Raw genomic sequence first — 22,325 nt, 5'->3', positions numbered from 1 at the left:
AAGAGAAGAGCGCCAAACGGCGCTCTCTTTTTTATTGGCGGTTATTCATCTGGGTCAGCTTGTCGCCAACAGGACCTGAGAAGATGAACCCATCGTGCTCATCCCAGTTAATTGACCAGGTCATTACACCCGCATAGTTAGGATAGTTAAAGGCAGGAGTGACTGAGCCACAGCGTGTGCCTTTAGTTAGACAATCCAATGCGTCAAGAATATTCTGAGTCGGTGCTTGCCCTGAGTTCGCTGAGCTAGGGCCTGATGGCAAGCCGATAGCGACTTGTTCATCTCGAAGCGGCGCAAACTGAGTTCCATCTGCCAGCTCAAAACCTTCAATCAGCATCTTAGATTGTGCAACCATCATATCGATAGAGCCTTCAGCAGCGCTACCTTGCGTGTAAGGATTCGGCAGGCCACCATTGTTATAAAGCTGTACGTGGAGAAGATCTAGTGTACTGCGTGTATCGTTAATAATCGGAATGTAGGCGCCCCAAATACCGCTGTAAGCGACGAACCCGCCTTGAACATAAGGATGCTCTGGCGCCATTGTCAGGTACATATCTCCGCCCATGTTTTGCTCGATTTGTAGTAGTGCCCGGCCTAAACGCGCTTGAATTTGCGAGCCATGGACCAGATTAGAACCACTCTCTAAGTCGACATCAAGACCATCGAAACCCCACTCATTGATGATGTCAGTCAAGCTGGCGACAAAGTTGGCTTCATCCTGATCAGTATTGAGCGTTATCGTGCCTTCTGCACCACCAAGAGAAAGGACAAACTTCTTACCTTTAGCTTGTAGTGCCGCCATGTCTTGTTTGAACTGAGCTGGGTCAAGTGCAGCACAACTGCTATGGATATCACCAGAGTAAAGGTTAAAGTGGACAGTACCATCGCTGGTGCGATCATTTTCGGCAAATGCAATGTCGATAACATCCCAAGCTTGTGACATATCTGCCAATCGCATTGGGCACCCTGCACCGTTGACGAAGTTATGCCAATATCCGATCAACTTATGTGTTTTTTCTGTCTGTTCTTCGACAGATATTGTCGCAGCATCGGACGTCACTTCGCTGTTGGTTGAATCTATGGCTTTGGCTGCTACGGTATAACGACCTACTGCACCTGCGGTCCAGTTAAAACTGTATGGAGCAGTAGTATCGGTACCGACAGTGGCTCCGTTGACTAAGAAATCGACCTGCTTCACGCTGGCAGACAGCGATGTTGCATCGGCGGCAAACTGGACCGATTTACCTAACCCGACGGTTTGGCCCGGTGCTGGTGATGTCAATGCTACCACTAAGTCTTGATCACTGACTGTCACCGAAACCATCGCTTCGCCCGTGTTGTTTTCATTGTCTGTCGCGACTGCTTTGAGGCTATTTAAGCCAATTTGAGTCGCTGTCCAACTCACTGAGTAAGGTGGCTGTGTCACTACACCTAGGCTGTTATTGCCAGCGAAGAATTCGACTTGGTTTATTGTCCCATCCGAGTCTGATGCATCAGCAGAGAAACTGACCGTGCTGCCAGCGAGCAATATTTGATTGTCACTAGGGTGAGTGATGGTTACCGTTGGTGGAGCCGCGCAAGCACCTAACCCCGTCCAGGCTTGCTCCCAATAATCTCCTTGTCCTGGTTCATAGGCCCAAGCAGCAGCTGAAGAACACCAACCAGCGATGTCACAACGGTATTTTTGATTATGGTTCTGTACCAGCTGACCCGTACTGTAGTTGGACCCTGCGGTATAGGTTGGTAGCCCTGCACAGCCACCTGCTGCCTTGCTGGCTACAACCATTGATACCTCTTGTGTTGAAGTAGTTTGGTTACCGTTGTCTGTGGCTTTGGCTTTGATGTTATGAGTGCCACTGACTGAAGTCCACGTGACTTCATAGGGTGCGGATGTATCGCTGGCAATCAATTGTCCATCAACAAAAAATTCGACTTTATCAACGCTGCCATCGGTGTCGGAGGCATTCGCGCTCAATGTGAGAAGGTCGCCTTCCGTTAATTGCTCGCTGCCTGAAGGACTGGTTAAAGTGACCGAAGGAGGGATCGGTTCGCCAGCTAAGGTGACGCTGATTGCAATCTGCGTTTCTGATGTTGCGCTTTCATTGTCAGTGGCAATAATGGAAATGGTGGTTGCATCTGCGATCGCTGTCCAATCTGCTTGATAAGGTGCTTGCGAGACCGTTGCGATGTTCTGACCATCAACCATGAAGATCACATGAGCGATGCTGCCATCGCTATCACTGGCGGAAGCCTGTATTGTGGTGGCTGTGCCTTCGGGGATCTCAGCGTTATTGACAGGAGAAACTATAGATACTGCTGGAGCGGTGTTACCACTGCCAGTGTCGCATTGTCCAAGGTCTTGCCATGTTTGCCAATCCCCAGAATTTCTGACGGGGTCATTACCCTGTGTCCAATGACTGGCTTGATAAGCATGATTGGATGTCTGAACTAGATCTCCAGATGTGTATACCGTATTGCTATCCCAAACCTCCAAGCCAATGCAGTCATAGGCTTGTGCTTGGTAGCTTAGCCCTAATGCTGCGGCGATGGTAACTCTGAGCAGATTCGAACCCATTTTTCTCTCCTTAATGGATGTAGTAAACCAACTCATAACCAATAGCGAAGATGCTGATCTTTTCCCGCTAACTTAATGATTATTTGGATTTTATTCGTTGGATATCACGATGAAAATTGTCTGGATTCTTTCATTGCATTGGTTGTTCGGCACACTTCACGCTTCAAACTTCCCTTACTCATTGGTTAAAAATGCTTTGTATTAATTAATGTACAGCTTAATTTTCTATTTATTTGTCTAAAACTGGTTACTTAATACCCTTATGGCTGGAGTGAATATGAATTTTGTAATATTGTACTAGTCAACTAGTTTATTGGTGCAAGTTAAGCGGTATGGCACAAGCAGACAATTTTCAAACACGTGAGCACTTTGGCTCTCGTTTAGGCTTTATTCTAGCGGCAGCAGGTGCTGCGGTTGGTTTAGGCAATATTTGGGGCTTCCCAACTCAAGCTGCCAGTAATGGTGGTGGAGCCTTTCTATTGGTATATCTAGTGATGATTTTGCTGGTGGCGTTTCCCATGTTGGTGGTTGAAATGGCGATCGGTCGTCATGGTCAGGCCAACCCTGTTGATAGCATGCGCTCTCTCAGCTCTAATCCACTCGCTAAAAAGGTCGGTGGCTTTGTTGGATGGATAGGTTTAAGTGTCCCAAGCGCTGTGTTGGCGTTCTACAGCATTGTCGGCGGTTGGTTGATCTGTTTTTTGTTTGGTGCTGTGGCCGATGTGGTAGGCATTCAAGCCGCAAGTGCTTGGTTTAAGGGATTCAGTGTTGAACGTAACCTGTTTGGCACCCTTGTTTTCTACGTGCTGACAATTCTCATCGTACAGGGTGGGGTCAAACAAGGTATCGAAAAATGGTCGACGCGCTTGATGCCTGCTTTGTTCATTCTATTTGGCTTATTGTTCATTTATATCATGACTCAATCTGGCGCGATGGAAGGACTTAAGCATTATCTTGTCCCAGATTTTGACAAGGTGATGGACCGAAAATTGATTCTCGCAGCCATGGGGCAGGGCTTCTTTTCTCTGACCATTGGTGGTTGTTCCATGTTGATTTATGGCTCTTACCTTAGCAAGAAAGAGAACTTGCCGAAAATGGCAATGAATGTGACTCTGGTAGATACAGCGGTTGCTTTTATCGCGGGTCTAGTAGTGATGCCCGCGATGTTTGTGGCGATGCAGAAAGGTGTACAGATCTATGCTGAGGATGGTTCTCTGCTCAGTTCAGATACTCTGGTTTTCCAAGTATTGCCTTTGATGTTTGATAGTCTTGGTTTGTTAGGCCAGCTATTTGCGATTGTGTTCTTCCTACTCCTTACAATTGCAGCACTGACTTCTTCCATCTCTATGCTGGAATGTCCAGTTGCGCTAGTCGGTGAACGTTTTAACACTAAACGCAGTACCACAAGCTGGATTCTCGGTGGTTTAATTGCTTTGGTGAGCATCATAATAGTATTTAATTTTGGTGCTCTATTTGGCTTGGTTGCAACAGCTGCAACGCAGTACCTTCAACCTGCTGCGGCATTACTTTTCTGTTTGTTCGGCGGTTGGGTGTGGAATCGTCACTCGAAAATCAAAGAACTTAAGCAAGGTTACCCTGAATTTACGCAAGGTTGGTTTGGGAAGCTGTGGCCAGCTTACGTCAAGTTTGTCTGCCCTGTATTGGTTGCCACGGTGATCTGGGCGTCGTTTGGTTAATCAACTTGATAAGCGATACTTGAAGAAAAACCGCTTACATCAAATAGGGTGTAAGCGGTTTTTTGGTTAAGATGAGGATTGAATTTGACCCGTTGTCAGTGGCTCTAGGTCAGCATCGTTCACTTCTACAATAAACTCTTCTACAACTTGTTCCACTTGTTTGGCGTCTTCAACAAAATAAGCCAAATGAAATACCGCATCTCCTTCATTAACTAATGGGAGAGTTTGCTGGCCAATCACAATACCTCCCTTATGGGCTTTTAGCTCAACTTCACTGTGTCCCAGCGGTGCGCTTATGAAGGCTAACGTTTGGCCTTTCGTTACTTTTTCCCCCAGTGTCACTACCGTACGCAGAATCCCATCGCTTTCTGCTCGTATCCAACTGGTGGACTTTGCGATCACGGGTTCTGGAAGCTTTTTACGGCTTGGTCGTAACATGCCAATGGCTTGCATTACACGTTTTACACCAATGAAACCTGCATTGATGCAAATGGGCTCAAATCGCAATGCTTCTCCCGCTTCGTAAGTCAGCACAGGGATCCCCAGACGCTCGGCCTCACTACGAAGTGAACCATCTCTTAAAGGAGCATCAACAATGACAGGTGTGGCAAAGGCCTGTGCAATTCGCAGTGTTTCGGGATTGCTCAAATCGGCCCGTATCTGCGGTAGGTTAGTGCGATGAATCGCGCCAGTATGTAAGTCGAGAATATAGTCACAACGCTTTGCTACCTGATTGAAAAAAGCACTGGCCATTCGAGAAGCCAGCGAGCCTTTTTCACTGCCGGGAAAACAGCGATTCAGGTCGCGCCTATCTGGTAAATATCGTGATTTATGAATAAAGCCAAACACGTTTACGATAGGCACTGCGATCACAGTGCCTTTCAGTTTTTGTGCATCAATGGTGTTGATTAATTGGCGAACAACCTCAACGCCATTGAGCTCATCACCATGGATGGCGGCATTAACCATCATCGTTGGCCCTGCAAACTTCCCATTGATAACTTCGATTGGGATCGACAAAGGGGAATGGGTATAGAGTTTTGCTGACTCTAGCTCTACCATTTTTCTTTGTCCCGGTGAGATTTGCTCGCCGAGAATGTCAAACACGCGATTTTTTTTAGCCTTTGCCACGAGTTCTGGTCCTTTTGGTTGAGGCATTTTTCTCGATAAACTCAACAATCATACCTGCAATGTCTTTGCCTGTTGCTGCTTCAATTCCCTCTAAACCCGGTGAAGAGTTGACTTCCATCACCAAAGGACCTCGCTCCGATCTTAGCAGATCCACTCCAGCAACGTTGAGTCCCATGACCTTTGCCGCAGCAATCGCAGTGCGACGCTCTTCTGGTGTGATTTTGATGAGTGATGCGCTGCCACCACGGTGCAGGTTAGAGCGAAACTCACCTTCTGCTCCCTGACGCTTCATGGCCGCGATAACCTTATCGCCAATTACAAAGCATCGAATATCAGCGCCACCCGCTTCCTTAATGTATTCCTGAACCATGATATTGGCTTTCAGTCCCATGAAAGCTTCGACGACACTTTCTGCTGCTTTACGTGTTTCCGCTAATACCACACCAATGCCTTGAGTGCCTTCAAGTAGCTTGATCACGACTGGAGCGCCGCCGACCATGTCTAGTAAGTCTTTGACATCATCGGGTTTGCTAGCAAATCCGGTAACCGGCATGCCTATGCCTTTGCGAGACAGCAACTGCATTGAACGCAGTTTGTCGCGTGAGCGCGTAATAGCCACTGACTCGTTGACTGGGTAAACCCCCATCATTTCAAATTGGCGCAGTACAGCGGTGCCGTAAAAAGTCACGGACGCACCAATACGTGGAATGATGGCATCGAACCCCGATAACTCTTCGCCTTTAAAGTGAATCTCAGGTTTGTCCGAGTTAATGTTCATATAGCAGCGTAGCGCATCGATCACTTTGACGTCGTGACCACGTTTCTGACACGCTTCGATCAAACGCTTGGTTGAGTACAAGTTGGCGTTGCGAGACAGAATACCGATTTTCATTGTTGGCTTTCCTCAAAGGGGATTAAAAACGATTTAACAGGGTCGACAAGTATGCGATGGTGCATTGCCGTCCGGCCTAACAACATGCGAAATGCCATGTTTTCACGATTGGTCAACGTTAGTTCTGCTTTCCAACTTCGTTGACCGAGTCGGATTGTTGATTCAATCACATAACGTGTTTCCTCATGACCTCCAGAATCGCGTACCACACGCTGGTCGACGACTTTGGCTTCGCACACCATCTCTTGTGAGGTATCACGCTGCAAGGGATGAATCCAGAATCTGACCCATAGCTCAGCCTCCTTATGGAAGCACTCGATTTTGAATGTGTGTAGACACGAAGTTCTGGCTCCGGTATCAATTTTTGCCTTGATCTTTTCTATACCTAACTCAGGAAGGCTCAGGGTTTCTCGCCAGCCCACTAGCAGTTTTTCGTTCATAGCATTTCATTTACATTGAGAAAGTAATCAAGATGCTCTGAGAACCGAGCATCCCCCGGTATAACGGATAGCGTGTATCTGTTATAGGGGTTGAAGTGGGCAAGGTGGATTGCCTATGGCGCTTCAACGGCGGCGACTGTATCAGCGAGAGGTGAGGGTGACTAACGAATTAATTTCACCATGACGACAAAAATTGATTATCAAAGTCGATAACAAAAAAGCCAGCGTTTTCCGCTGGCTTTTGAGTTGGTTTTCTATATGAGGAACGGGTTAGGCTTTCTCTGGAATCGCTTCCAATAGTGCGACCATTTGATCCCAGAATAGAGCAACCGTGTCGATTTTCACTTTCTCGTCTGGCGAATGTGGGAATTTGATCGTTGGACCAAATGAAACCATGTCCATGTTCGGATATGGTTCTTTAAACAGGCCACACTCTAGGCCAGCATGGATAACCATGATGTTTGGTTTGTGGCCGTAAATGCCTTCGTACATGTCGCGGAAGATAGCCATGATTTCAGAGTCTGCATCTGGCTTCCACCCCGGGTATGCACCAGAGAAAGCAATCTTAGATCCTGCCAGTTCCGCTACGGATGTCAGCATACTTTCAACTTGATGACGACCTGAGTCAATCAATGAACGCACTAGGCAAAGTACGTTGATCTTATTGCTCTCTGTGGTAACAACACCTACGTTCAGAGACGTTTCAACTACGCCTTCGATCTCGTCACTCATGCGGATCACACCGTTAGGGCATGCATTCAGTGCAGCGATAAAACGTTGCTGATCAGCAATGGCCAGCACTTGCTCACTAGTTTCGATGGCTTCGTTGAATGAAACGATGTCTGTTTCTATTTTTCCTAACTCTTGCTTCAGCAAATCAGTGTAGAAGTTGAAGAGTTTAGTCAGCTTCGCTTCGTTTTCTGCTGGGATAGCGACAGTTACGAATGCTTCACGTGGAATCGCATTACGCAGGCTACCGCCACGGAATTCAACCAGACGTAGATCCAGCTCTTGTGCGTGACCTGCTAGGAAACGAGCGACAAGTTTGTTGGCGTTACCACGACCAGTATGGATATCACAACCAGAGTGGCCGCCTTTCAGGCCTTTCAATACGAGTTGGCGAGTTACGTAGCCTGCTGGGATAGCTTCGCGCTTGATGTCGAATGTCATTTCGCCATCAATACCGCCCGCACAGCCCATGTAGACTTCGCCTTCTTGCTCTGAATCGGTGTTCAGCAGAATCTCACCTTCTAGCCATCCGGCTTCCAGGCCGAAGGCACCAGTCATGCCTGCTTCTTCATCAATAGTCAGAAGTACTTCAATCGGACCGTGTTTGATATCGGTAGAGGCGAGTACTGCTAGACAAGATGCCATACCCATACCGTTGTCTGCACCTAGAGTAGTACCTTTTGCGGTGACCCATTCACCGTCTATATAAGGCTGGATAGGATCTTTAGTGAAGTCATGATCTGTGTCTTCGTTCTTTTGCGGCACCATATCGATGTGCGCTTGAAGAACGACCCCTTTCTTGTTTTCCATGCCAAGTGTGGCTGGCTTTTTAATGAAGACATTGCCCGTCGGATCGCGACGGACATCAAGCCCTTGCTCAGTTGCCCAGTCCACAATGTATTGAGCGAGCGCTTCTTCATGCTTAGAAGGGTGAGGGATTGAGCAGATCTTATCGAAAAACTGCCATAATGGTGCAGGTGATAAGTTGCTGATTTCAGAATGGAATTCAGACACGGATGACTCCTTAATCATAATAATGCCAGATCTTGTTAGGAAACTTAGTCAATTAAACGAACAAAAAACCAAATCTGACCTATTGGGTAGAGAGGCACAGAATAGCACTACCTAAGGTTAGGTAGTAGTCAAAGCAGAAACGAAATGTTTCGCTGCCATCACAGAACCTAGATTCAATCGTTTTGCCATGTGAGTCTGAATTCTTATTGTGTGTAATAAAAATAACATCCAAATTAATATTTCTGTAATTTAATTACTAAATTCATTTGATCTCGGTCATTTATAGAAATTTATGTGACTTTTGTCACTTTTGTTGTTGTAATTAATTTTCTTTGGGGTATATTAGTAACCAACTTCGAAAGCGAAGAGAAAATGCTCAAAGGATGAGTCCGATTTGTCGCCTCCAAGGAACCGAGAAATCAATATTTGTTATCTGTTTTCATTGATTTAGAAGGTGATAGTTATGAAAGGTTTACCAAGTGCAGCGTTCTGGATAAACAACTCTGTTTACACTGGCAATTTTGCATACCCAACGAGCTTCGGTTACTAATTCCGAACTTGTGACTCTCGAACAAGTTTGTTCACCCCTATAATTGGAATTTTATTACAGCTCACAGTTTGCTGACATGATTCAACCGCCACTCAATTTGAGTGGCGTTTTTTTATCTGCTGAATATAACGCCTCTAATAGCATGGTTTTCTTATTTTCATCAGTTTTGCTTCACATTATTCGCGTAAACACATATCCAACCTCGCTCCAGCGCTTTTTCTTCAATGTAAGTTTACGACATGGTTGAAAAAATCACCCTTCAAAAACTCATAGATGGATTACCGTTATTCATTGAACTAACAGGATTTTTTACTAATGTTCCTTCAGGTGGTGCATTTGAGTTCGAGTTTTATAGATATAAATGTTGATTAGAGCCCTAATTCTATCTGGAATTTGCCATTTGTAGACTTTATAATTCCGCCAATCGATTACGCAACCGTTTACTTTTACCCTTTGGAATTCGATTATGTTCGAAAAAATATTCAAGCTCAGTGAACACGGAACGAATGTAAAAACTGAGATCATAGCCGGTATGACAACTTTCCTTACCATGGCTTACATCATCTTTGTCAATCCGGCCATTTTGGCTGATGCCGGTATGGATCGTGGTGCTGTCTTCGTAGCGACCTGTCTCGCAGCCGCTATCGGCTGCTTCATCATGGGCTTTGTCGCTAACTACCCAATTGCTCAGGCACCGGGAATGGGGCTGAATGCCTTTTTCACCTACGCCGTTGTTCTGGGTATGGGCTATACATGGCAAGTAGCTCTAGCTGCAGTATTTGTATCCGGTGTGCTATTCATTCTACTGAGTGTGTTTAAGATCCGAGAGTGGATCATAAACTCCATCCCACTTTCTTTGCGCACGGGTATCTCTGCGGGGATTGGTTTGTTCTTAGCATTTATCGCGCTAAAGAATGCAGGCATTGTGGTTGATAATCCAGCCACGCTTGTTTCTCTTGGAGCGATTACTTCACTACCTGCGGTATTAGCCTCAATTGGTTTTTTCTTAACTATCGCACTGGTTCACCGTGGCGTAAAAGGTGCGGTGATGATCGCTATTTTGGCGGTTACAGGCTTAGGTCTGGTGTTTGGTGATGTGCAATGGGGGGGGATCATGTCAACCCCACCAAGCATTGCTCCGACCTTTATGCAGTTGGACTTCTCTGCGGTATTTGAGATCGGTATGATTTCAGTGGTTTTTGCTTTCCTTTTCGTCGACTTATTTGATACTGCTGGCACGCTAGTCGGGGTATCTCAAAAAGCTGGTCTGATGGATAAAGATGGTAAAATTCCTCGTCTAAACAAAGCCCTTCTTGCTGATTCGACCGCGACTTCAGTGGGGGCTCTTTTGGGGACATCCAATACGACCTCTTACATTGAGAGCGTATCGGGGGTTGCCGCTGGAGGTCGAACAGGTCTAACGGCGGTTGTTGTTGGTATTTTGTTCCTTCTTGCTCTTTTCTTCTCGCCATTGGCTGGTATGATCCCTGCCTATGCAACAGCTGGTGCGCTATTTTACGTGGCGATTCTTATGCTTTCTGGTCTGGTGAGCATCGATTGGCGAGACCTGACAGAGGCGGCACCTGTTGTTGTTACCTGTTTGTTGATGCCTCTGACTTTCTCTATTGCGGAAGGTATTTCTCTCGGTTTCATCGCTTATGCGGCAATCAAGTTATTCAGTGGTAAAGGTCGTGATGTTTCCCTCAGTGTATGGGTGATGTCAGCAATCTTTATCTTCAAGTACATTGTTGCTTAAAGAACTTCATTAAGGGGTCGAACGTTCTGCGCTGAGTGGAATGGACTGCCCCTCAACTTTTATTATTAGGTTTAGAACAATGAGTAAGAAATTCATTATTACTTGGGATCAAATGCACAGTTATTGTCGTGAGCTTGCTGAGCAGCAAATGCCGGCAGAGCAGTGGAAAGGTATCTGGGCCGTAAGTCGGGGTGGTCTTGTTCCAGGTGCAATTCTCGCTCGTGAACTAGGTATTCGTTATGTTGATACTATTTGTATCTCTAGTTATGATCATGATCACCAACGTGATATGAGCGTCTTGAAAGCACCTGAAGGTGACGGCGAAGGTTACTTAATCGTCGAAGATTTAGTGGACAGTGGTGATACCGCTCGCAAGCTGCGTGAACTGTATCCGAAAGCAAAATTGATCGCAGTATGTGCGAAACCATCTGGTGCTGCTCTCCTTGATGATTATGTGGTTGATATTGCACAGGAAACGTGGATTGAACAGCCTTGGGATATGTCGATTCAGTACGCTGAACCGATCAATCGCAAGCAAAAATAACCTTTCCTGAGTGGTTCAATTAAAGTGAAATGGCCCTAAATGGGTCATTTTTGTTGGTTGAGCATTGGCTTTTTTCGCTTTCTGAAGGCTACCCTATATTTCTTTGGCCTCCTTTTATGACTTTTCGTAAGCCAATACTTCGAACCTTGATTCTTATCTGACTTTTACCTCGCGACAGGTATACAATGTGGGAAATTATTCCCATTAGGTCATCTTATGTCTGAAGAAGTGAGCAAAAACCTCTCTGAAACCCTGTTCACCAATCATAAACAAGCCAAAGAAACCTCTGCGTTGACACAATACATGCCCAGCAGCCAGTCGGTGTTGGATCAAAAGCGTGAACAAGATGGCTTTAAATGGTATCGAAATCTGCGTCGAATGCAGTGGGTATGGCAAGGTATAGACCCTATTGAGCTCGAAGCTGTTCTCGCCAAGATTGCATCCTCAAAACATTCACGTACCCACGATGAGTGGCTGGATACCGTAATGGGCTATCACAGCGGTAATTGGACGTACGAGTGGACTAAGTTGGGTATGCAGCACCATAAACGTTCTAATGGATTAAAGGGTGAAGAAGCTGCCGATGAGCTGTTCAACGCTTCTTTGTGCTTTAGTATTGCAGGTTACCCGCACCTTAAGAATGACAACTTGGCGGTCCAGGCTCAGGTCCTTGCTAGTAGTGCTTATACTGAAGCGTCGAAGAAGACAAAATACATCGTTAAGCAGATAGAAGTTCCCTACCAGAACAAACGTATCTTGGCTCACCTCCATCTGACTAAAACAGATAAACCACAACCCGTGGTAATGGTCAGTGCGGGCTTAGATAGCTTACAAACGGACATGTGGAAGTTATTCCGTGATCATCTAGCTAAGAAAGATATCGCCATGTTGACTGTGGATATGCCCTCCGTCGGACACAACAGCCACTGGACATTGACGGAAGATACTTCTTGTCTCCATCAAGCCGTATTGAACGAGTTATTCCACATTCCTTGGATTGATCACCATAGAGTTGGGTTGATTGGGTTCAGGTTTGGTGGCAATGCGCTGGTTAGGTTGTCTTTTATGGAGCCAGACAAAATTAAAGCGTGTGTCAGCTTGGGAGCACCTATTCATGATGTGCTTTCATCGCCGGAAAAGCTAAAGAAAATGCCGAAAATGTACTTGGATGTTTTAGCCTCACGCTTAGGGAAAAACGCCGTCGACGTCAACAGTTTGGCGGGTCAGTTAATGGCTTGGTCACTTAAGGTTCAAGGCATTTTGTCCAACCGTAAAACTAAGGTGCCTATTCTGGCAATGAGTCTCGAAAGCGATCCGGTTTCACCCTACAGTGACAATCAACTGGTTGCCTTGTTTAGTGATTACGGAAAAGCGAAGAAAATCAGTGCAAAAACAATTACACAAGGTTATGAGCAATCCCTCGATTTGGCGATTAAGTGGTTGGAGGAGGAGCTAATTAGATGACAAATCTAATAAATTAGGCAAGACTCATATAAGAGCAATACCCAAGCTAATTAGTCCTGTTTAACTTGCTCGTCATAATTACAACGAATAATCACAACAGATTTTGAATATGGAGATTCATTATGTCTGAACAGCCAAAGAATCCAACTCATTACCGTTTGTTGTCCACACTAAAGGCCATTGGCCCTTACCTCAGAGAGTCTCAATGTGAAGAAGGTCGCTACCTTTTTGATTGCCTTTCTGTGTGTGTGAATGACAAAAAATCGCCAGAAGAACGAGAGTTCTGGGGATGGTGGCTAGAGCTTGAACAAGAAGGGCAGACATTCGCAGCTCGTTACCGCACTGGTCTTTATGATGTTAAGGGCGATTGGATGGATGAAAAACTTCCGAAAAAAGCCATAGAAGAAGTGTTTCGCACCCAAGAAGGTTTCCATAAAAAACTATTGGAAACGTTGGAGACGGAATTCAATATGAGTGTCGATTTACACAAAGAATCGGTCGAATTCGTCTGATTTTTTCCTCATAACCATTTTCCCAAATAAAAAGGCGCTCAACGGCGCCTTTTCTACTTGTGAATTTGTGCTTTGATTGTTAAAACATCAGGTCCATGACCCAATTTGCCAGTGACATGTAAAGTTATGCAATCAGTAGGCTAATCGGTGAACTCTTTATTTTTCATAGCAGAAAGACAATGAATCAAAAATGCGGACAAGCGACACAGCGTCAAACTGTGGTTGTGAAACTGGGTACCAGTGTATTAACTGGTGGCACTTTGGCGTTGGACAGAGCTCATATGGTTGAGCTAGCCCGCCAGTGTGCAGAGCTACAAAAATTGGGCCACTCTGTGGTCATGGTATCGTCTGGCGCAATTGCGGCTGGTCGAGAGCACCTCGGTTACCCCGCACTCCCTAACTCAATGGCGAATAAACAACTGTTAGCAGCTGTGGGCCAGAGTCAGCTGATTCAAACTTGGGAAGCGTTATTTGGTATTTATGGTATTAAGATTGGCCAGATGTTGCTAACTCGTGCGGATATGGAAGATCGTGAACGATTCTTGAATGCCCGCGATACTATTAATGCGTTGGTTGATAACGATATCATTCCTATCGTTAACGAAAATGATGCCGTAGCGACCAGTGAGATTAAAGTCGGTGACAACGATAACTTATCTGCTCTAGTGGGTATTTTGTGTGGAGCCAACAAGCTGTTGCTCTTGACGGACCAAAAAGGTCTGTTTACCGCTGATCCGCGCAAAGATCCAAACGCTGAATTGATTAAAGAAGTGAAAACCATTGATGACACGCTACGCAAAATCGCTGGAGGCAGTGGTACAACGCTAGGTACAGGCGGGATGGCAACTAAACTTCAGGCGGCGGATATTGCTCGACGAGCTGGAATTGAAGTGATCATCGCAGCTGGCAGTGCGCCTGATGTGGTGTTTGATTCATTAGGTGAAGCACCACAAGGCACCCGTTTTTTGCCCATTGAAGAAGCACTTGAAAGTCGCAAGCGCTGGATTCTGGCCGGTCCTGCTGCATCCGGTGATATTGTTATCGATGATGGAGCGGTGAAAGCTGTTATCGATAAAGGGAGCAGTCTATTGGCAAAGGGAGTGACTCACGTGAGTGGTGAATTTGCCCGTGGTGAGGTGGTGCGTGTGACTGATAAGAGCGGTGCTTTGGTCGCGCGTGGGATTTCCAGTTACTCAAGCCAAGACATGAGCAAGATAATTGGCAAGCACAGTAAAGATATTTTAGGAATTTTGGGTTATGACTACGGCAGCGAAGTGCTGCACCGCGATGATATGGTCGTAATTCAGGAATAATTGAGGTAAAGACAGTGGAACTGATTTCTATGGGGCAAGCTGCCAAAGACGCAGCTTTCCAACTAGCAACAGCATCAACGGCGCAAAAGAACCAAGCATTAGCGATCATCGCCGATGAACTCGAAGCCAACGCAGAAACCATTTTGGCAGCAAATGCCAAAGATATTGAACTGGGCCGTGGAGCTGGTTTAACAGAAGCGTTACTGGATCGTTTACTGCTTAACGAAGCGCGTTTGGCAGGTATTGCCAATGATGTACGTAACGTGATTAGTCTTAATGATCCTGTTGGCAGTGAAATTGACAGTAAAGTGCTGGAAAACGGCATGTCTTTATCTCGCCGTCGAGTGCCATTAGGGGTCGTTGGCGTGATCTATGAAGCGCGACCGAATGTGACCATTGATATTGCCGCCTTGTGTTTGAAGACGGGTAACGCAAGTATCCTCCGTGGTGGTAAAGAGACATTTTTCTCCAATATGGAACTGGTTAAGGTTATTCAGTCTGCGCTGGCTAAAGCAGAGCTGCCTGCAGCCTCAGTTCAGTATATTGAGAAACCGGATCGAGAGCTGGTTTCTCAGCTGCTTAAGCTGGATGATTACGTCGACATGATCATTCCACGTGGTGGTGCTGGCCTTCACAAAATGTGTAAAGAAAACAGTACTATCCCTGTCATTATCGGCGGCTTTGGTATCAGCCATGTATTTGTTGATGAGAGCGCTGATCTCCAAAAATCTCTGGAAGTCGTCGAGAATGCGAAAGTACAGCGCCCTTCGGCTTGTAACGCTCTGGATACTTTATTGGTTCACCAAGCTATCGCAGCCGAGTTTTTGCCAATGTTGAAAGCTCGCATGGAAGAGAAAGTCACCTTTGTTGCAGAGCCTCAAGCAAAGGCTTTGATGGCCAATGCTAAGCAGATTCGTGATAGTGGCGAAGGCGACTTTGATACGGAATGGCTCAGTTACACTCTTGGGGTCAAAGTGGTTGAGGATGTCAAACAAGCTATCGATCATATGCGAGTGCATAATGCCAGCCACTCTGATGCAATTATGACGAACAGTTTAGAAAACTCGGAGCTGTTCATCAATTCAGTGGGTTCTGCTGCTGTGTACGTCAACGCCTCTACTCGATTTACCGATGGCGCGCAGTTCGGTTTAGGGGCTGAGGTGGCGGTGTCTACACAGAAACTGCATGCTCGCGGTCCAATGGGATTGGAGGAGCTAACCAGCTACAAATGGGTAGGAAAGGCCAACTACCTACCGCGTAGTTAACAAAACTCAGTATTCCTATACGAAAAAGGGGGCGATTTTCGTCCCTTTTGCTTTTCTTCACTTTACCAAATCCGCTACACTAGCTGCGATATACTCAAATGACTTCGTTTACGTGGTAACAACTTATCTCTAAAGGGTTTTTCGTTGGTAATTTTATCAACAAAGTGCCTTTGTTCGTTTCATCAACGTGCGTTAATCGCCAGAGGTTGTTTGAGTATATTATGGAGGTGATATGCATTGTCCTTTTTGCTCTGAGAATGACACGAAAGTGATTGATTCTCGTCTGGTGGCTGATGGTCATCAGGTTCGTCGTCGCAGGCAGTGCCTAGCTTGTAGCGAACGCTTTACCACATTCGAAACCGCTGAGCTGGTGATGCCTCGTGTGATTAAATCCAATGGAAATCGCGAACCATTCAATGAAGATAAAATGGTTGGTGGTTTGCAGCGAGCATTGGAAAAGCGCCCCGTGAGCGCAGACTCTGTTGAACTGGCTATTAGTATGATCAAGTCTCAGCTGCGAGCGACTGGAGAGCGTGAAGTACCGAGTGAAATGATCGGTAATTTGGTTATGGATCAGCTTAAAGAACTAGATAAAGTTGCTTATATTCGCTTTGCATCCGTTTACCGTAGCTTTGAAGATATTCGTGAGTTTGGCGAAGAAATTGCCCGACTAGAAGATTAAAGGTTAAAGTAAAATGTCTGAATTCACTCCTCTAGATTATCAAATGATGTCGCGTGCGATTAAATTGGCGAAACGCGGCATTTATACCACGGCACCAAACCCGAACGTTGGCTGTGTTATTGCTCTTGATGACGACATCATTGGTGAAGGCTTTCACTATCGTGCTGGTGAACCTCATGCCGAAGTCCATGCACTAAAAATGGCAGGCGATAAGTCTATAGGGGCGACCGCTTATGTCACCCTTGAGCCTTGCTCTCATTACGGGCGTACTCCTCCATGCGCTGAAGGTTTGATCAAAGCTAAGGTTGCGAAAGTGATTTGCGCGATGGAAGACCCAAACCCACAAGTAGCCGGGCGTGGCATTAAAATGCTGCGTGACGCGGGTATTGAGGTTCAGGTTGGATTGTTAGAAAGCGATGCAATGGCTCTGAATTCTGCTTTCATCAAACGTATGAAAACCGGAATGCCATTTGTGCAACTGAAAATGGCTGCCAGCCTTGATGGCCAAACCGCGCTGAGTAATGGTCAAAGTCAGTGGATCACTTCTCCTCAGGCAAGGCAAGATGTGCAACACTATCGTGCTCAAGCTGGCGCTATCTTATCGACAAGCAAAACGGTGATCGAGGATAACGCATCACTGAATCTACGCTGGTCTGAGTTACCTGAATCTGTGCAGGCTAAGCTGCCTGAAAGTGAAGTGCGCCAACCTGTCAGAGTGGTGTTAGATCGTCAGCAACTGCTATCTTCCGAGCTCAAGTTCTATTCCACTGACGGTAAGCGTATTGTTGTCTCCGCACAAGGCGATATGGATCCTTTACTTAATGACTCAGAGCAAATCGATTTGACATCAGTATTTGCAAACCTAGTCTCCCATCACAATATTAATCACCTATGGGTTGAAGCGGGTGCCACTCTGGCAAGCAGTCTGATTAAAGAGGGCTTAGTGGATGAGTTAATATTGTACCTAGCACCTAAAATTATGGGCAGCGATGGTCGAGGGTTATTAGGTGCGCTTGGCCTAGAGTCGATGGCAGAGGTTATTGAACTCGATATTCAAGATATCAGGCAAGTTGGCCAAGACATTCGACTTGTAGCCCGACTTAAGAACAAAGAAGTGTAACTATGTTTACAGGAATTATTGAAGCTGTTGGTACGCTAACAGCGATTACTCCAAAAGGTGAAGATGTTAGTGTCACCGTTGAAGTGGGTAAGCTGGATATGTCAGACGTCAAACTCGGAGACAGTATTGCAACAAATGGCGTGTGTTTGACTGTGGTTGATTTCAATTCAACCAGCTACAGCGCTGATTTATCGTTAGAAACATTGAACAAAACTGGATTCACTGATTATCAAGTGGGTGGCAAGGTTAATCTAGAAAAAGCGATGTTGCCAACCACGCGCTTTGGTGGCCATATAGTATCTGGTCACGTGGATGGCGTCGGTGAAATTACTGAACGTAACCAGGTAGGGCGGGCTATTGAGTTTTGGGTTTCCATGCCTGAAGAGCTATGCAAATATGTTGCTGAGAAAGGCTCCGTTACTGTGGATGGTATTAGCCTGACGGTGAATGCTCTACGCAAAAATGCCTTCAAACTTACGATAGTACCTCACACTGGAGAAGAGACGACCATCGCAGATTTCCATGTTGGACGAACAGTCAATTTGGAAGTGGACGTACTAGCGCGTTACATGGAACGTTTATTGACCAGCCAAAATGAGCAGCCAGAATCGAGTTTGACTATGGAATTTCTCCAGCAAAACGGTTTTGCATAAATTAGCAGATACCCAGCCTAGGAGCTGGGTTTTGACACAGAATCAAGTCGCCAAGTGCCCAGATAACAGGAACTAGAGAAATGCCAATTAGTACGCCTCAAGAAATCATCGAAGATATTCGACTAGGTAAAATGGTCATCCTGATGGATGATGAAGATCGTGAAAATGAAGGCGATCTGATCATGGCGGCCGAACATGTCACTCCTGAAGCAATCAACTTCATGGCGACTCATGGTCGTGGCTTGATCTGCCTTACGATGACCAAAGAACGTTGTGAGCGTTTAGGTTTACCGCCTATGGTTCAGGACAATAACGCACAGTATACTACCAACTTCACTGTTTCTATTGAAGCTGCGGAAGGCGTTACAACGGGAATTTCAGCTGCCGATCGTGCGCGCACTGTGCAAGCTGCGGTCGCAAAAGACGCCAAAGCGGCAGACTTGGTTCAACCTGGACATATCTTCCCACTTGCCGCGCAGGAAGGGGGCGTTCTCACTCGTGCTGGGCATACAGAAGCAGGCTGTGATTTAGCTCGCCTTGCTGGTTTAGAACCTTCCGGTGTTATTGTTGAGATCCTTAATGATGACGGCACAATGGCCCGTCGCCCTGATCTAGAAATCTTCGCTGAGAAACATAATATTAAGTTAGGTACGATTGCTGACTTGATCGAATACCGCAACAACACAGAAACGACGATTGAGCGTGTTGCAGAGTGCAAATTGCCGACAGAATACGGCGAATTTGAATTGGTGACTTTCCGCGATACGATCGACAACCAGGTCCACTACGCCTTGTGCAAAGGCGACGTGCAAGAAAAAACACCATTGGTTCGAGTTCACCTCCAGGATACGTTTACTGATTTGTTGCGCAGCGACCGCAATGCGGAAAGAAGCTGGACGCTAGATAAAGCAATGAAACGTATTGGCGAAGAAGGTGGCGTTTTGGTGATTCTTGGTAATGAAGAGTCAACGGACCTGCTTATTCACCGAGTAAAAATGTTTGAAGCCCAAGATAAAGGTGAAGCGCCAACCTTAGCGAAGAAACAAGGGACATCACGACGTGTTGGTGTCGGTTCGCAGATTTTGGCGGATTTGGGTGTACATGACATGCGTCTACTTTCATCCACCAATAAGAAATACCACGCTTTGGGAGGTTTTGGTCTTAATGTGGTTGAATACGTTTGTGAATAAGCAGACAGAAAACGACTAGGTTGGATGAGAAGGCAAAGGGTGATAAACCAATTGCCTTCTTTGTTTTTAACGCCGATCTGCTAATTGAGTAATGCTAAATTTCCATTAGATATTGCTCACAGATTTGTGCTAGAATCCGGCGATTCTCACTTGATGAACATAGTTAAAGGAAAGCTTATGAAAGTGATCGAGGGTGGCTTCCCAGCGCCAAACGCAAAAATTGCTATCGTTATTTCTCGTTTCAACAGTTTTATTAACGAAAGTCTATTGTCTGGTGCAATCGATACTTTAAAGCGTCATGGACAAATCAGCGAAGATAACATCACAGTTGTTCGCTGTCCGGGTGCGGTTGAACTTCCATTGGTCGCTCAGCGAGTAGCGAAAACAGGCAAGTTCGATGCAATCGTATCTCTGGGTACTGTTATTCGTGGCGGCACACCTCACTTTGACTATGTTTGCAGTGAATGTAACAAAGGCCTTGCACAAGTGTCTCTGGAATACAGCCTTCCAGTTGCGTTTGGTGTACTGACCGTTGATACAATTGATCAAGCTATTGAGCGCGCGGGAACCAAGGCTGGTAATAAAGGTGCAGAGGCTGCACTAAGCGCACTTGAAATGATAAACGTTCTATCTGAAATCGATTCCTAATGGGGGCCAGTGTGAAACCAGCCGCACGTCGTAATGCACGTCGATTCGCTCTACAAGCGATCTACTCATGGCAAATTACTAAAGAGAATGTTGCCACTATCGAAGAGCAGTTCTTATCTGGTGGTAAGTATGATGAAGAAGAGCATCATGCTGCTGAACCAGCGCTTGTTGCACCAGACACTGACGTTGCATACTTCCGTGACCTGCTAACAGGTGTTGTGCTAAGTCACACAGAGCTAGACAGCAAGATTCGTCCTTATACTGCTCGTCCAATGCAAGATTTGGACATGATGGAGCTGGCTTTGCTTCGTCTTGCTATGTATGAAATGACGCGTCGTGAAGATGTGCCTTACAAAGTGGTCATCAATGAAGCTATCGAACTAGCTAAAGTGTTCGCTGCTGAAGAGAGCCACAAATTTGTTAACGGTGTGCTAGACAAAGCCGCGCCTCACGTTCGCAAAAAATAAGTCGAATTGATAAAAAAAGGTCAGCAAGTGCTGACCTTTTTTATGCCTAACGTTACATTGAGTACTATGTCTGGTGAATTTAATCTAATCGAAACGTATTTTGTTGGTCGTCAAGCATCACGTAAAGATGTTTTGTTGGCGGCTGGTGATGATTGCGCCTTGGTCAAAGTACCTGAGGGACTCTCTGTCGCGATCAGCACAGATACGCTGGTATCAGGGACTCATTTTCTTGAAAGTGCCAACCCGGCTTGGGTTGCCCATAAAGCATTAGCATCCAACATCAGTGATCTCGCTGCTATGGGCGCAACACCAGCATGGGTGTCATTTGCCTTGACGATGCCTGAACCCGATGAAGCTTGGCTGGCACCTTTCTGTGAAGCATTTTTTGAGCTTGCGGATTATTATGGGGTGCAGTTGATTGGTGGTGATACTACTAAAGGCCCGTTAAGTCTAACGCTCACTGTGCAAGGATTGGTTGATCCAGATAAAGCACTACGTCGTGATGGGGCTCAAGTGGGTGATTGGGTTTATGTCACGGGTGATTTAGGAGACAGCAAAGCTGGTCTGGATGTAATCCTCAACCCGGAACTGAAGTCCCAGCCTTTTGCTCTGGAGTTAGAACAACGCCACTATCTCTCAACGCCTCGCGTTTTAGTTGGTCAAGCACTCCTTAATCTCGCCAGCTCAGCTATCGATATTTCAGATGGTTTGATTTCAGATCTACAACACATTCTGAAACGTTCTTCTGTTGGGGCAAGCCTTGACGTCTCGCTGTTACCTGTCTCTAATGCGCTTATCCAATTTACGGGCACTTTATCTAAAGCTCAACAATATGCGTTATCCAGCGGGGAAGAGTACGAACTGTGCTTTACGGTACCTGAGTATAATAAAGGCTCCATCGAGAGTGCTCTTGCGCATTGTGGCGCTAAGATTACCTGTATTGGTCAAATACGACCACAAGGAACGTTTGAGTTGCACCAGCAAGGGCAAGCATTAGATTGGATGCTGCAAGGCTATGATCACTTTAAATAATTCTAAGTAGTATAATGACAAATCCACTTTCACTTATCTCATTGAAAAACCCTTGGCACTTACTCGCTACAGGCTTTGGCAGTGGCCTTTCTCCTGTTGTTCCCGGAACGATGGGCACATTGGCTGCAGTCCCTTTCTACTTCCTTTTGGTTCAGTTACCTTTGCCTGTATACATCGTGGTTGTAGTCGCTTCTTGCTTAATTGGAATCAAAATATGTCAGGTGACCTCCGATGACATGGGAGTCCACGACCATGGTTCCATCGTATGGGATGAGTTTGCCGGTTTTTGGATAACTATGTTGGTGGTGCCATTGTTTCAACTTTCAGTGACGGACTGGAAATGGGTACTGACTGGGTTCGTGTTGTTTCGTTTCTTTGATATGGTTAAACCATGGCCGATTGGTTGGCTAGATAAGCGTGTCCATGGTGGCTTGGGTATTATGCTGGACGATATCGTTGCGGGCATAATGGCGGGTGTTGCGCTTTACTTTGTGGGTAAATACTCGGGTTGGCTGGTGTAAGGGAACGGGCGTTGCCCTATGGAAAGCGGGAACGGACTTCGTCCTGCGAGATGTGAGAACGGACTGTGTCCTATGGAGAACGGGAGCGCTTCGCTTTTGGAAAGCGGGAACGGGCTTCGCCCTTCGAGAG

20 protein-coding genes are annotated in these 22,325 nt (G+C 46.0%); 15 read left to right on the top strand and 5 right to left on the bottom strand.

Features of this window, described 5'->3' with window-relative positions; genetic code table 11:
* Positions 1-31: 31 nt before the first annotated feature.
* Positions 32-2,575 (bottom strand): Ig-like domain-containing protein, encoded by a 2,544-nt coding sequence (locus TW84_RS13210; RefSeq protein ID WP_045976108.1) that lies wholly within the window; start codon positions 2,573-2,575, stop codon positions 32-34.
* 332 nt (positions 2,576-2,907) lie between these two features.
* On the opposite strand from TW84_RS13210, the gene TW84_RS13205 reads away from it, so the two are divergent.
* Positions 2,908-4,272, top strand: coding sequence for a sodium-dependent transporter (locus TW84_RS13205; RefSeq protein WP_045976107.1), 1,365 nt, complete (start codon positions 2,908-2,910; stop codon positions 4,270-4,272).
* Positions 4,273-4,338: 66 nt separating this feature from the next.
* Here TW84_RS13205 and TW84_RS13200 read toward each other — a convergent pair whose 3' ends face one another.
* The 4 genes from TW84_RS13200 to TW84_RS13185 form a co-directional block, all read right to left on the bottom strand.
* Positions 4,339-5,403, bottom strand: coding sequence for a succinylglutamate desuccinylase/aspartoacylase family protein (locus tag TW84_RS13200; RefSeq protein ID WP_409458611.1), 1,065 nt, complete (start codon positions 5,401-5,403; stop codon positions 4,339-4,341).
* A complete protein-coding gene (gene rimK, locus TW84_RS13195; protein WP_006957932.1) occupies positions 5,390-6,295 on the bottom strand; it encodes a 30S ribosomal protein S6--L-glutamate ligase in 906 nt (301 codons plus the stop codon). Before rimK ends, TW84_RS13200 begins: the two co-directional genes overlap by 14 nt.
* Positions 6,292-6,735 (bottom strand): ATP-dependent zinc protease family protein, encoded by a 444-nt coding sequence (locus TW84_RS13190; RefSeq protein ID WP_045976105.1) that lies wholly within the window; start codon positions 6,733-6,735, stop codon positions 6,292-6,294. The genes rimK and TW84_RS13190 overlap by 4 nt, the downstream gene beginning before the upstream one ends.
* 270 nt (positions 6,736-7,005) lie before the next feature.
* Complete coding sequence (locus TW84_RS13185; RefSeq protein ID WP_045976104.1) at positions 7,006-8,478, bottom strand: aminoacyl-histidine dipeptidase; 1,473 nt, start codon at positions 8,476-8,478, stop codon at positions 7,006-7,008.
* A gap of 1,016 nt (positions 8,479-9,494) precedes the next feature.
* Here TW84_RS13185 and TW84_RS13180 point away from each other — a divergent pair.
* The 14 genes from TW84_RS13180 to pgpA all read left to right on the top strand — a co-directional run bounded on the left by TW84_RS13180 (position 9,495) and on the right by pgpA (position 22,195).
* Entirely contained in the window at positions 9,495-10,784 is a 1,290-nt protein-coding gene (locus tag TW84_RS13180; protein ID WP_045976103.1) for an NCS2 family permease, read from the top strand.
* A gap of 79 nt (positions 10,785-10,863) precedes the next feature.
* Positions 10,864-11,328, top strand: coding sequence for a xanthine phosphoribosyltransferase (gpt, locus tag TW84_RS13175; protein ID WP_006957928.1), 465 nt, complete (start codon positions 10,864-10,866; stop codon positions 11,326-11,328).
* A gap of 216 nt (positions 11,329-11,544) precedes the next feature.
* Positions 11,545-12,792 (top strand): esterase FrsA, encoded by a 1,248-nt coding sequence (gene frsA / locus TW84_RS13170; RefSeq protein ID WP_045976102.1) that lies wholly within the window; start codon positions 11,545-11,547, stop codon positions 12,790-12,792.
* A gap of 122 nt (positions 12,793-12,914) precedes the next feature.
* Complete coding sequence (gene crl / locus TW84_RS13165) at positions 12,915-13,304, top strand: sigma factor-binding protein Crl (RefSeq protein ID WP_045976101.1); 390 nt, start codon at positions 12,915-12,917, stop codon at positions 13,302-13,304.
* A gap of 179 nt (positions 13,305-13,483) precedes the next feature.
* Positions 13,484-14,617, top strand: coding sequence for a glutamate 5-kinase (proB, locus tag TW84_RS13160; protein WP_045976100.1), 1,134 nt, complete (start codon positions 13,484-13,486; stop codon positions 14,615-14,617).
* A gap of 14 nt (positions 14,618-14,631) precedes the next feature.
* On the top strand, positions 14,632-15,882 hold the full coding sequence (locus tag TW84_RS13155; protein ID WP_045976099.1) for a glutamate-5-semialdehyde dehydrogenase: 1,251 nt from the start codon (positions 14,632-14,634) through the stop codon (positions 15,880-15,882).
* A 232-nt stretch (positions 15,883-16,114) separates the two neighbouring features.
* Positions 16,115-16,564 carry a transcriptional regulator NrdR gene (gene nrdR, locus TW84_RS13150; RefSeq protein ID WP_006957923.1) on the top strand — a complete coding sequence of 150 codons (450 nt, stop codon included), beginning with the start codon at positions 16,115-16,117 and terminating at the stop codon, positions 16,562-16,564.
* A gap of 13 nt (positions 16,565-16,577) precedes the next feature.
* Entirely contained in the window at positions 16,578-17,684 is a 1,107-nt protein-coding gene (gene ribD, locus TW84_RS13145; protein WP_045976098.1) for a bifunctional diaminohydroxyphosphoribosylaminopyrimidine deaminase/5-amino-6-(5-phosphoribosylamino)uracil reductase RibD, read from the top strand.
* A 2-nt stretch (positions 17,685-17,686) separates the two neighbouring features.
* The gene (locus TW84_RS13140; RefSeq protein WP_045976097.1) at positions 17,687-18,337 is read left to right on the top strand and encodes a riboflavin synthase; all 651 of its coding nucleotides are present in this window, start codon (positions 17,687-17,689) and stop codon (positions 18,335-18,337) included.
* An 80-nt stretch (positions 18,338-18,417) separates the two neighbouring features.
* Complete coding sequence (gene ribBA / locus TW84_RS13135; protein ID WP_045976096.1) at positions 18,418-19,527, top strand: bifunctional 3,4-dihydroxy-2-butanone-4-phosphate synthase/GTP cyclohydrolase II; 1,110 nt, start codon at positions 18,418-18,420, stop codon at positions 19,525-19,527.
* Between the two features lie 177 nt (positions 19,528-19,704).
* Complete coding sequence (gene ribH / locus TW84_RS13130) at positions 19,705-20,175, top strand: 6,7-dimethyl-8-ribityllumazine synthase (RefSeq protein ID WP_006957919.1); 471 nt, start codon at positions 19,705-19,707, stop codon at positions 20,173-20,175.
* Positions 20,175-20,642, top strand: a complete 468-nt coding sequence (nusB, locus tag TW84_RS13125) for a transcription antitermination factor NusB (protein WP_006957918.1) — start codon at positions 20,175-20,177, stop codon at positions 20,640-20,642. Before ribH ends, nusB begins: the two co-directional genes overlap by 1 nt.
* A 66-nt stretch (positions 20,643-20,708) precedes the next feature.
* A complete protein-coding gene (gene thiL / locus TW84_RS13120) occupies positions 20,709-21,674 on the top strand; it encodes a thiamine-phosphate kinase (protein ID WP_045976095.1) in 966 nt (321 codons plus the stop codon).
* Positions 21,675-21,688: 14 nt separating this feature from the next.
* Positions 21,689-22,195 carry a phosphatidylglycerophosphatase A gene (pgpA, locus tag TW84_RS13115; protein ID WP_045976094.1) on the top strand — a complete coding sequence of 169 codons (507 nt, stop codon included), beginning with the start codon at positions 21,689-21,691 and terminating at the stop codon, positions 22,193-22,195.
* Positions 22,196-22,325 lie beyond the last annotated feature (130 nt).

It is taken from the genome of Vibrio neptunius (assembly GCF_000967495.1).
Taxonomy (GTDB): domain Bacteria; phylum Pseudomonadota; class Gammaproteobacteria; order Enterobacterales; family Vibrionaceae; genus Vibrio; species Vibrio neptunius.
The sequence above is the reverse complement of the archived record's forward strand: the minus strand, read 5'-3'. Positions and strand labels throughout refer to the sequence as shown.

Coding starts and splice junctions, on each gene's coding strand:
- frsA (WP_045976102.1), top strand. CDS start 11,545: ATGTCTGAAGAAGTGAGCAAAAACCTCTCTGAAACCCTGTTCACCAAT.
- ribD (WP_045976098.1), top strand. CDS start 16,578: ATGTCTGAATTCACTCCTCTAGATTATCAAATGATGTCGCGTGCGATT.
- crl (WP_045976101.1), top strand. CDS start 12,915: ATGTCTGAACAGCCAAAGAATCCAACTCATTACCGTTTGTTGTCCACA.
- TW84_RS13180 (WP_045976103.1), top strand. CDS start 9,495: ATGTTCGAAAAAATATTCAAGCTCAGTGAACACGGAACGAATGTAAAA.
- pgpA (WP_045976094.1), top strand. CDS start 21,689: ATGACAAATCCACTTTCACTTATCTCATTGAAAAACCCTTGGCACTTA.
- ribBA (WP_045976096.1), top strand. CDS start 18,418: ATGCCAATTAGTACGCCTCAAGAAATCATCGAAGATATTCGACTAGGT.
- nrdR (WP_006957923.1), top strand. CDS start 16,115: ATGCATTGTCCTTTTTGCTCTGAGAATGACACGAAAGTGATTGATTCT.
- rimK (WP_006957932.1), bottom strand. CDS start 6,295: ATGAAAATCGGTATTCTGTCTCGCAACGCCAACTTGTACTCAACCAAG.
- proB (WP_045976100.1), top strand. CDS start 13,484: ATGAATCAAAAATGCGGACAAGCGACACAGCGTCAAACTGTGGTTGTG.
- TW84_RS13190 (WP_045976105.1), bottom strand. CDS start 6,735: ATGAACGAAAAACTGCTAGTGGGCTGGCGAGAAACCCTGAGCCTTCCT.
- TW84_RS13210 (WP_045976108.1), bottom strand. CDS start 2,575: ATGGGTTCGAATCTGCTCAGAGTTACCATCGCCGCAGCATTAGGGCTA.
- TW84_RS13140 (WP_045976097.1), top strand. CDS start 17,687: ATGTTTACAGGAATTATTGAAGCTGTTGGTACGCTAACAGCGATTACT.
- thiL (WP_045976095.1), top strand. CDS start 20,709: ATGTCTGGTGAATTTAATCTAATCGAAACGTATTTTGTTGGTCGTCAA.
- gpt (WP_006957928.1), top strand. CDS start 10,864: ATGAGTAAGAAATTCATTATTACTTGGGATCAAATGCACAGTTATTGT.
- ribH (WP_006957919.1), top strand. CDS start 19,705: ATGAAAGTGATCGAGGGTGGCTTCCCAGCGCCAAACGCAAAAATTGCT.
- TW84_RS13205 (WP_045976107.1), top strand. CDS start 2,908: ATGGCACAAGCAGACAATTTTCAAACACGTGAGCACTTTGGCTCTCGT.
- nusB (WP_006957918.1), top strand. CDS start 20,175: ATGGGGGCCAGTGTGAAACCAGCCGCACGTCGTAATGCACGTCGATTC.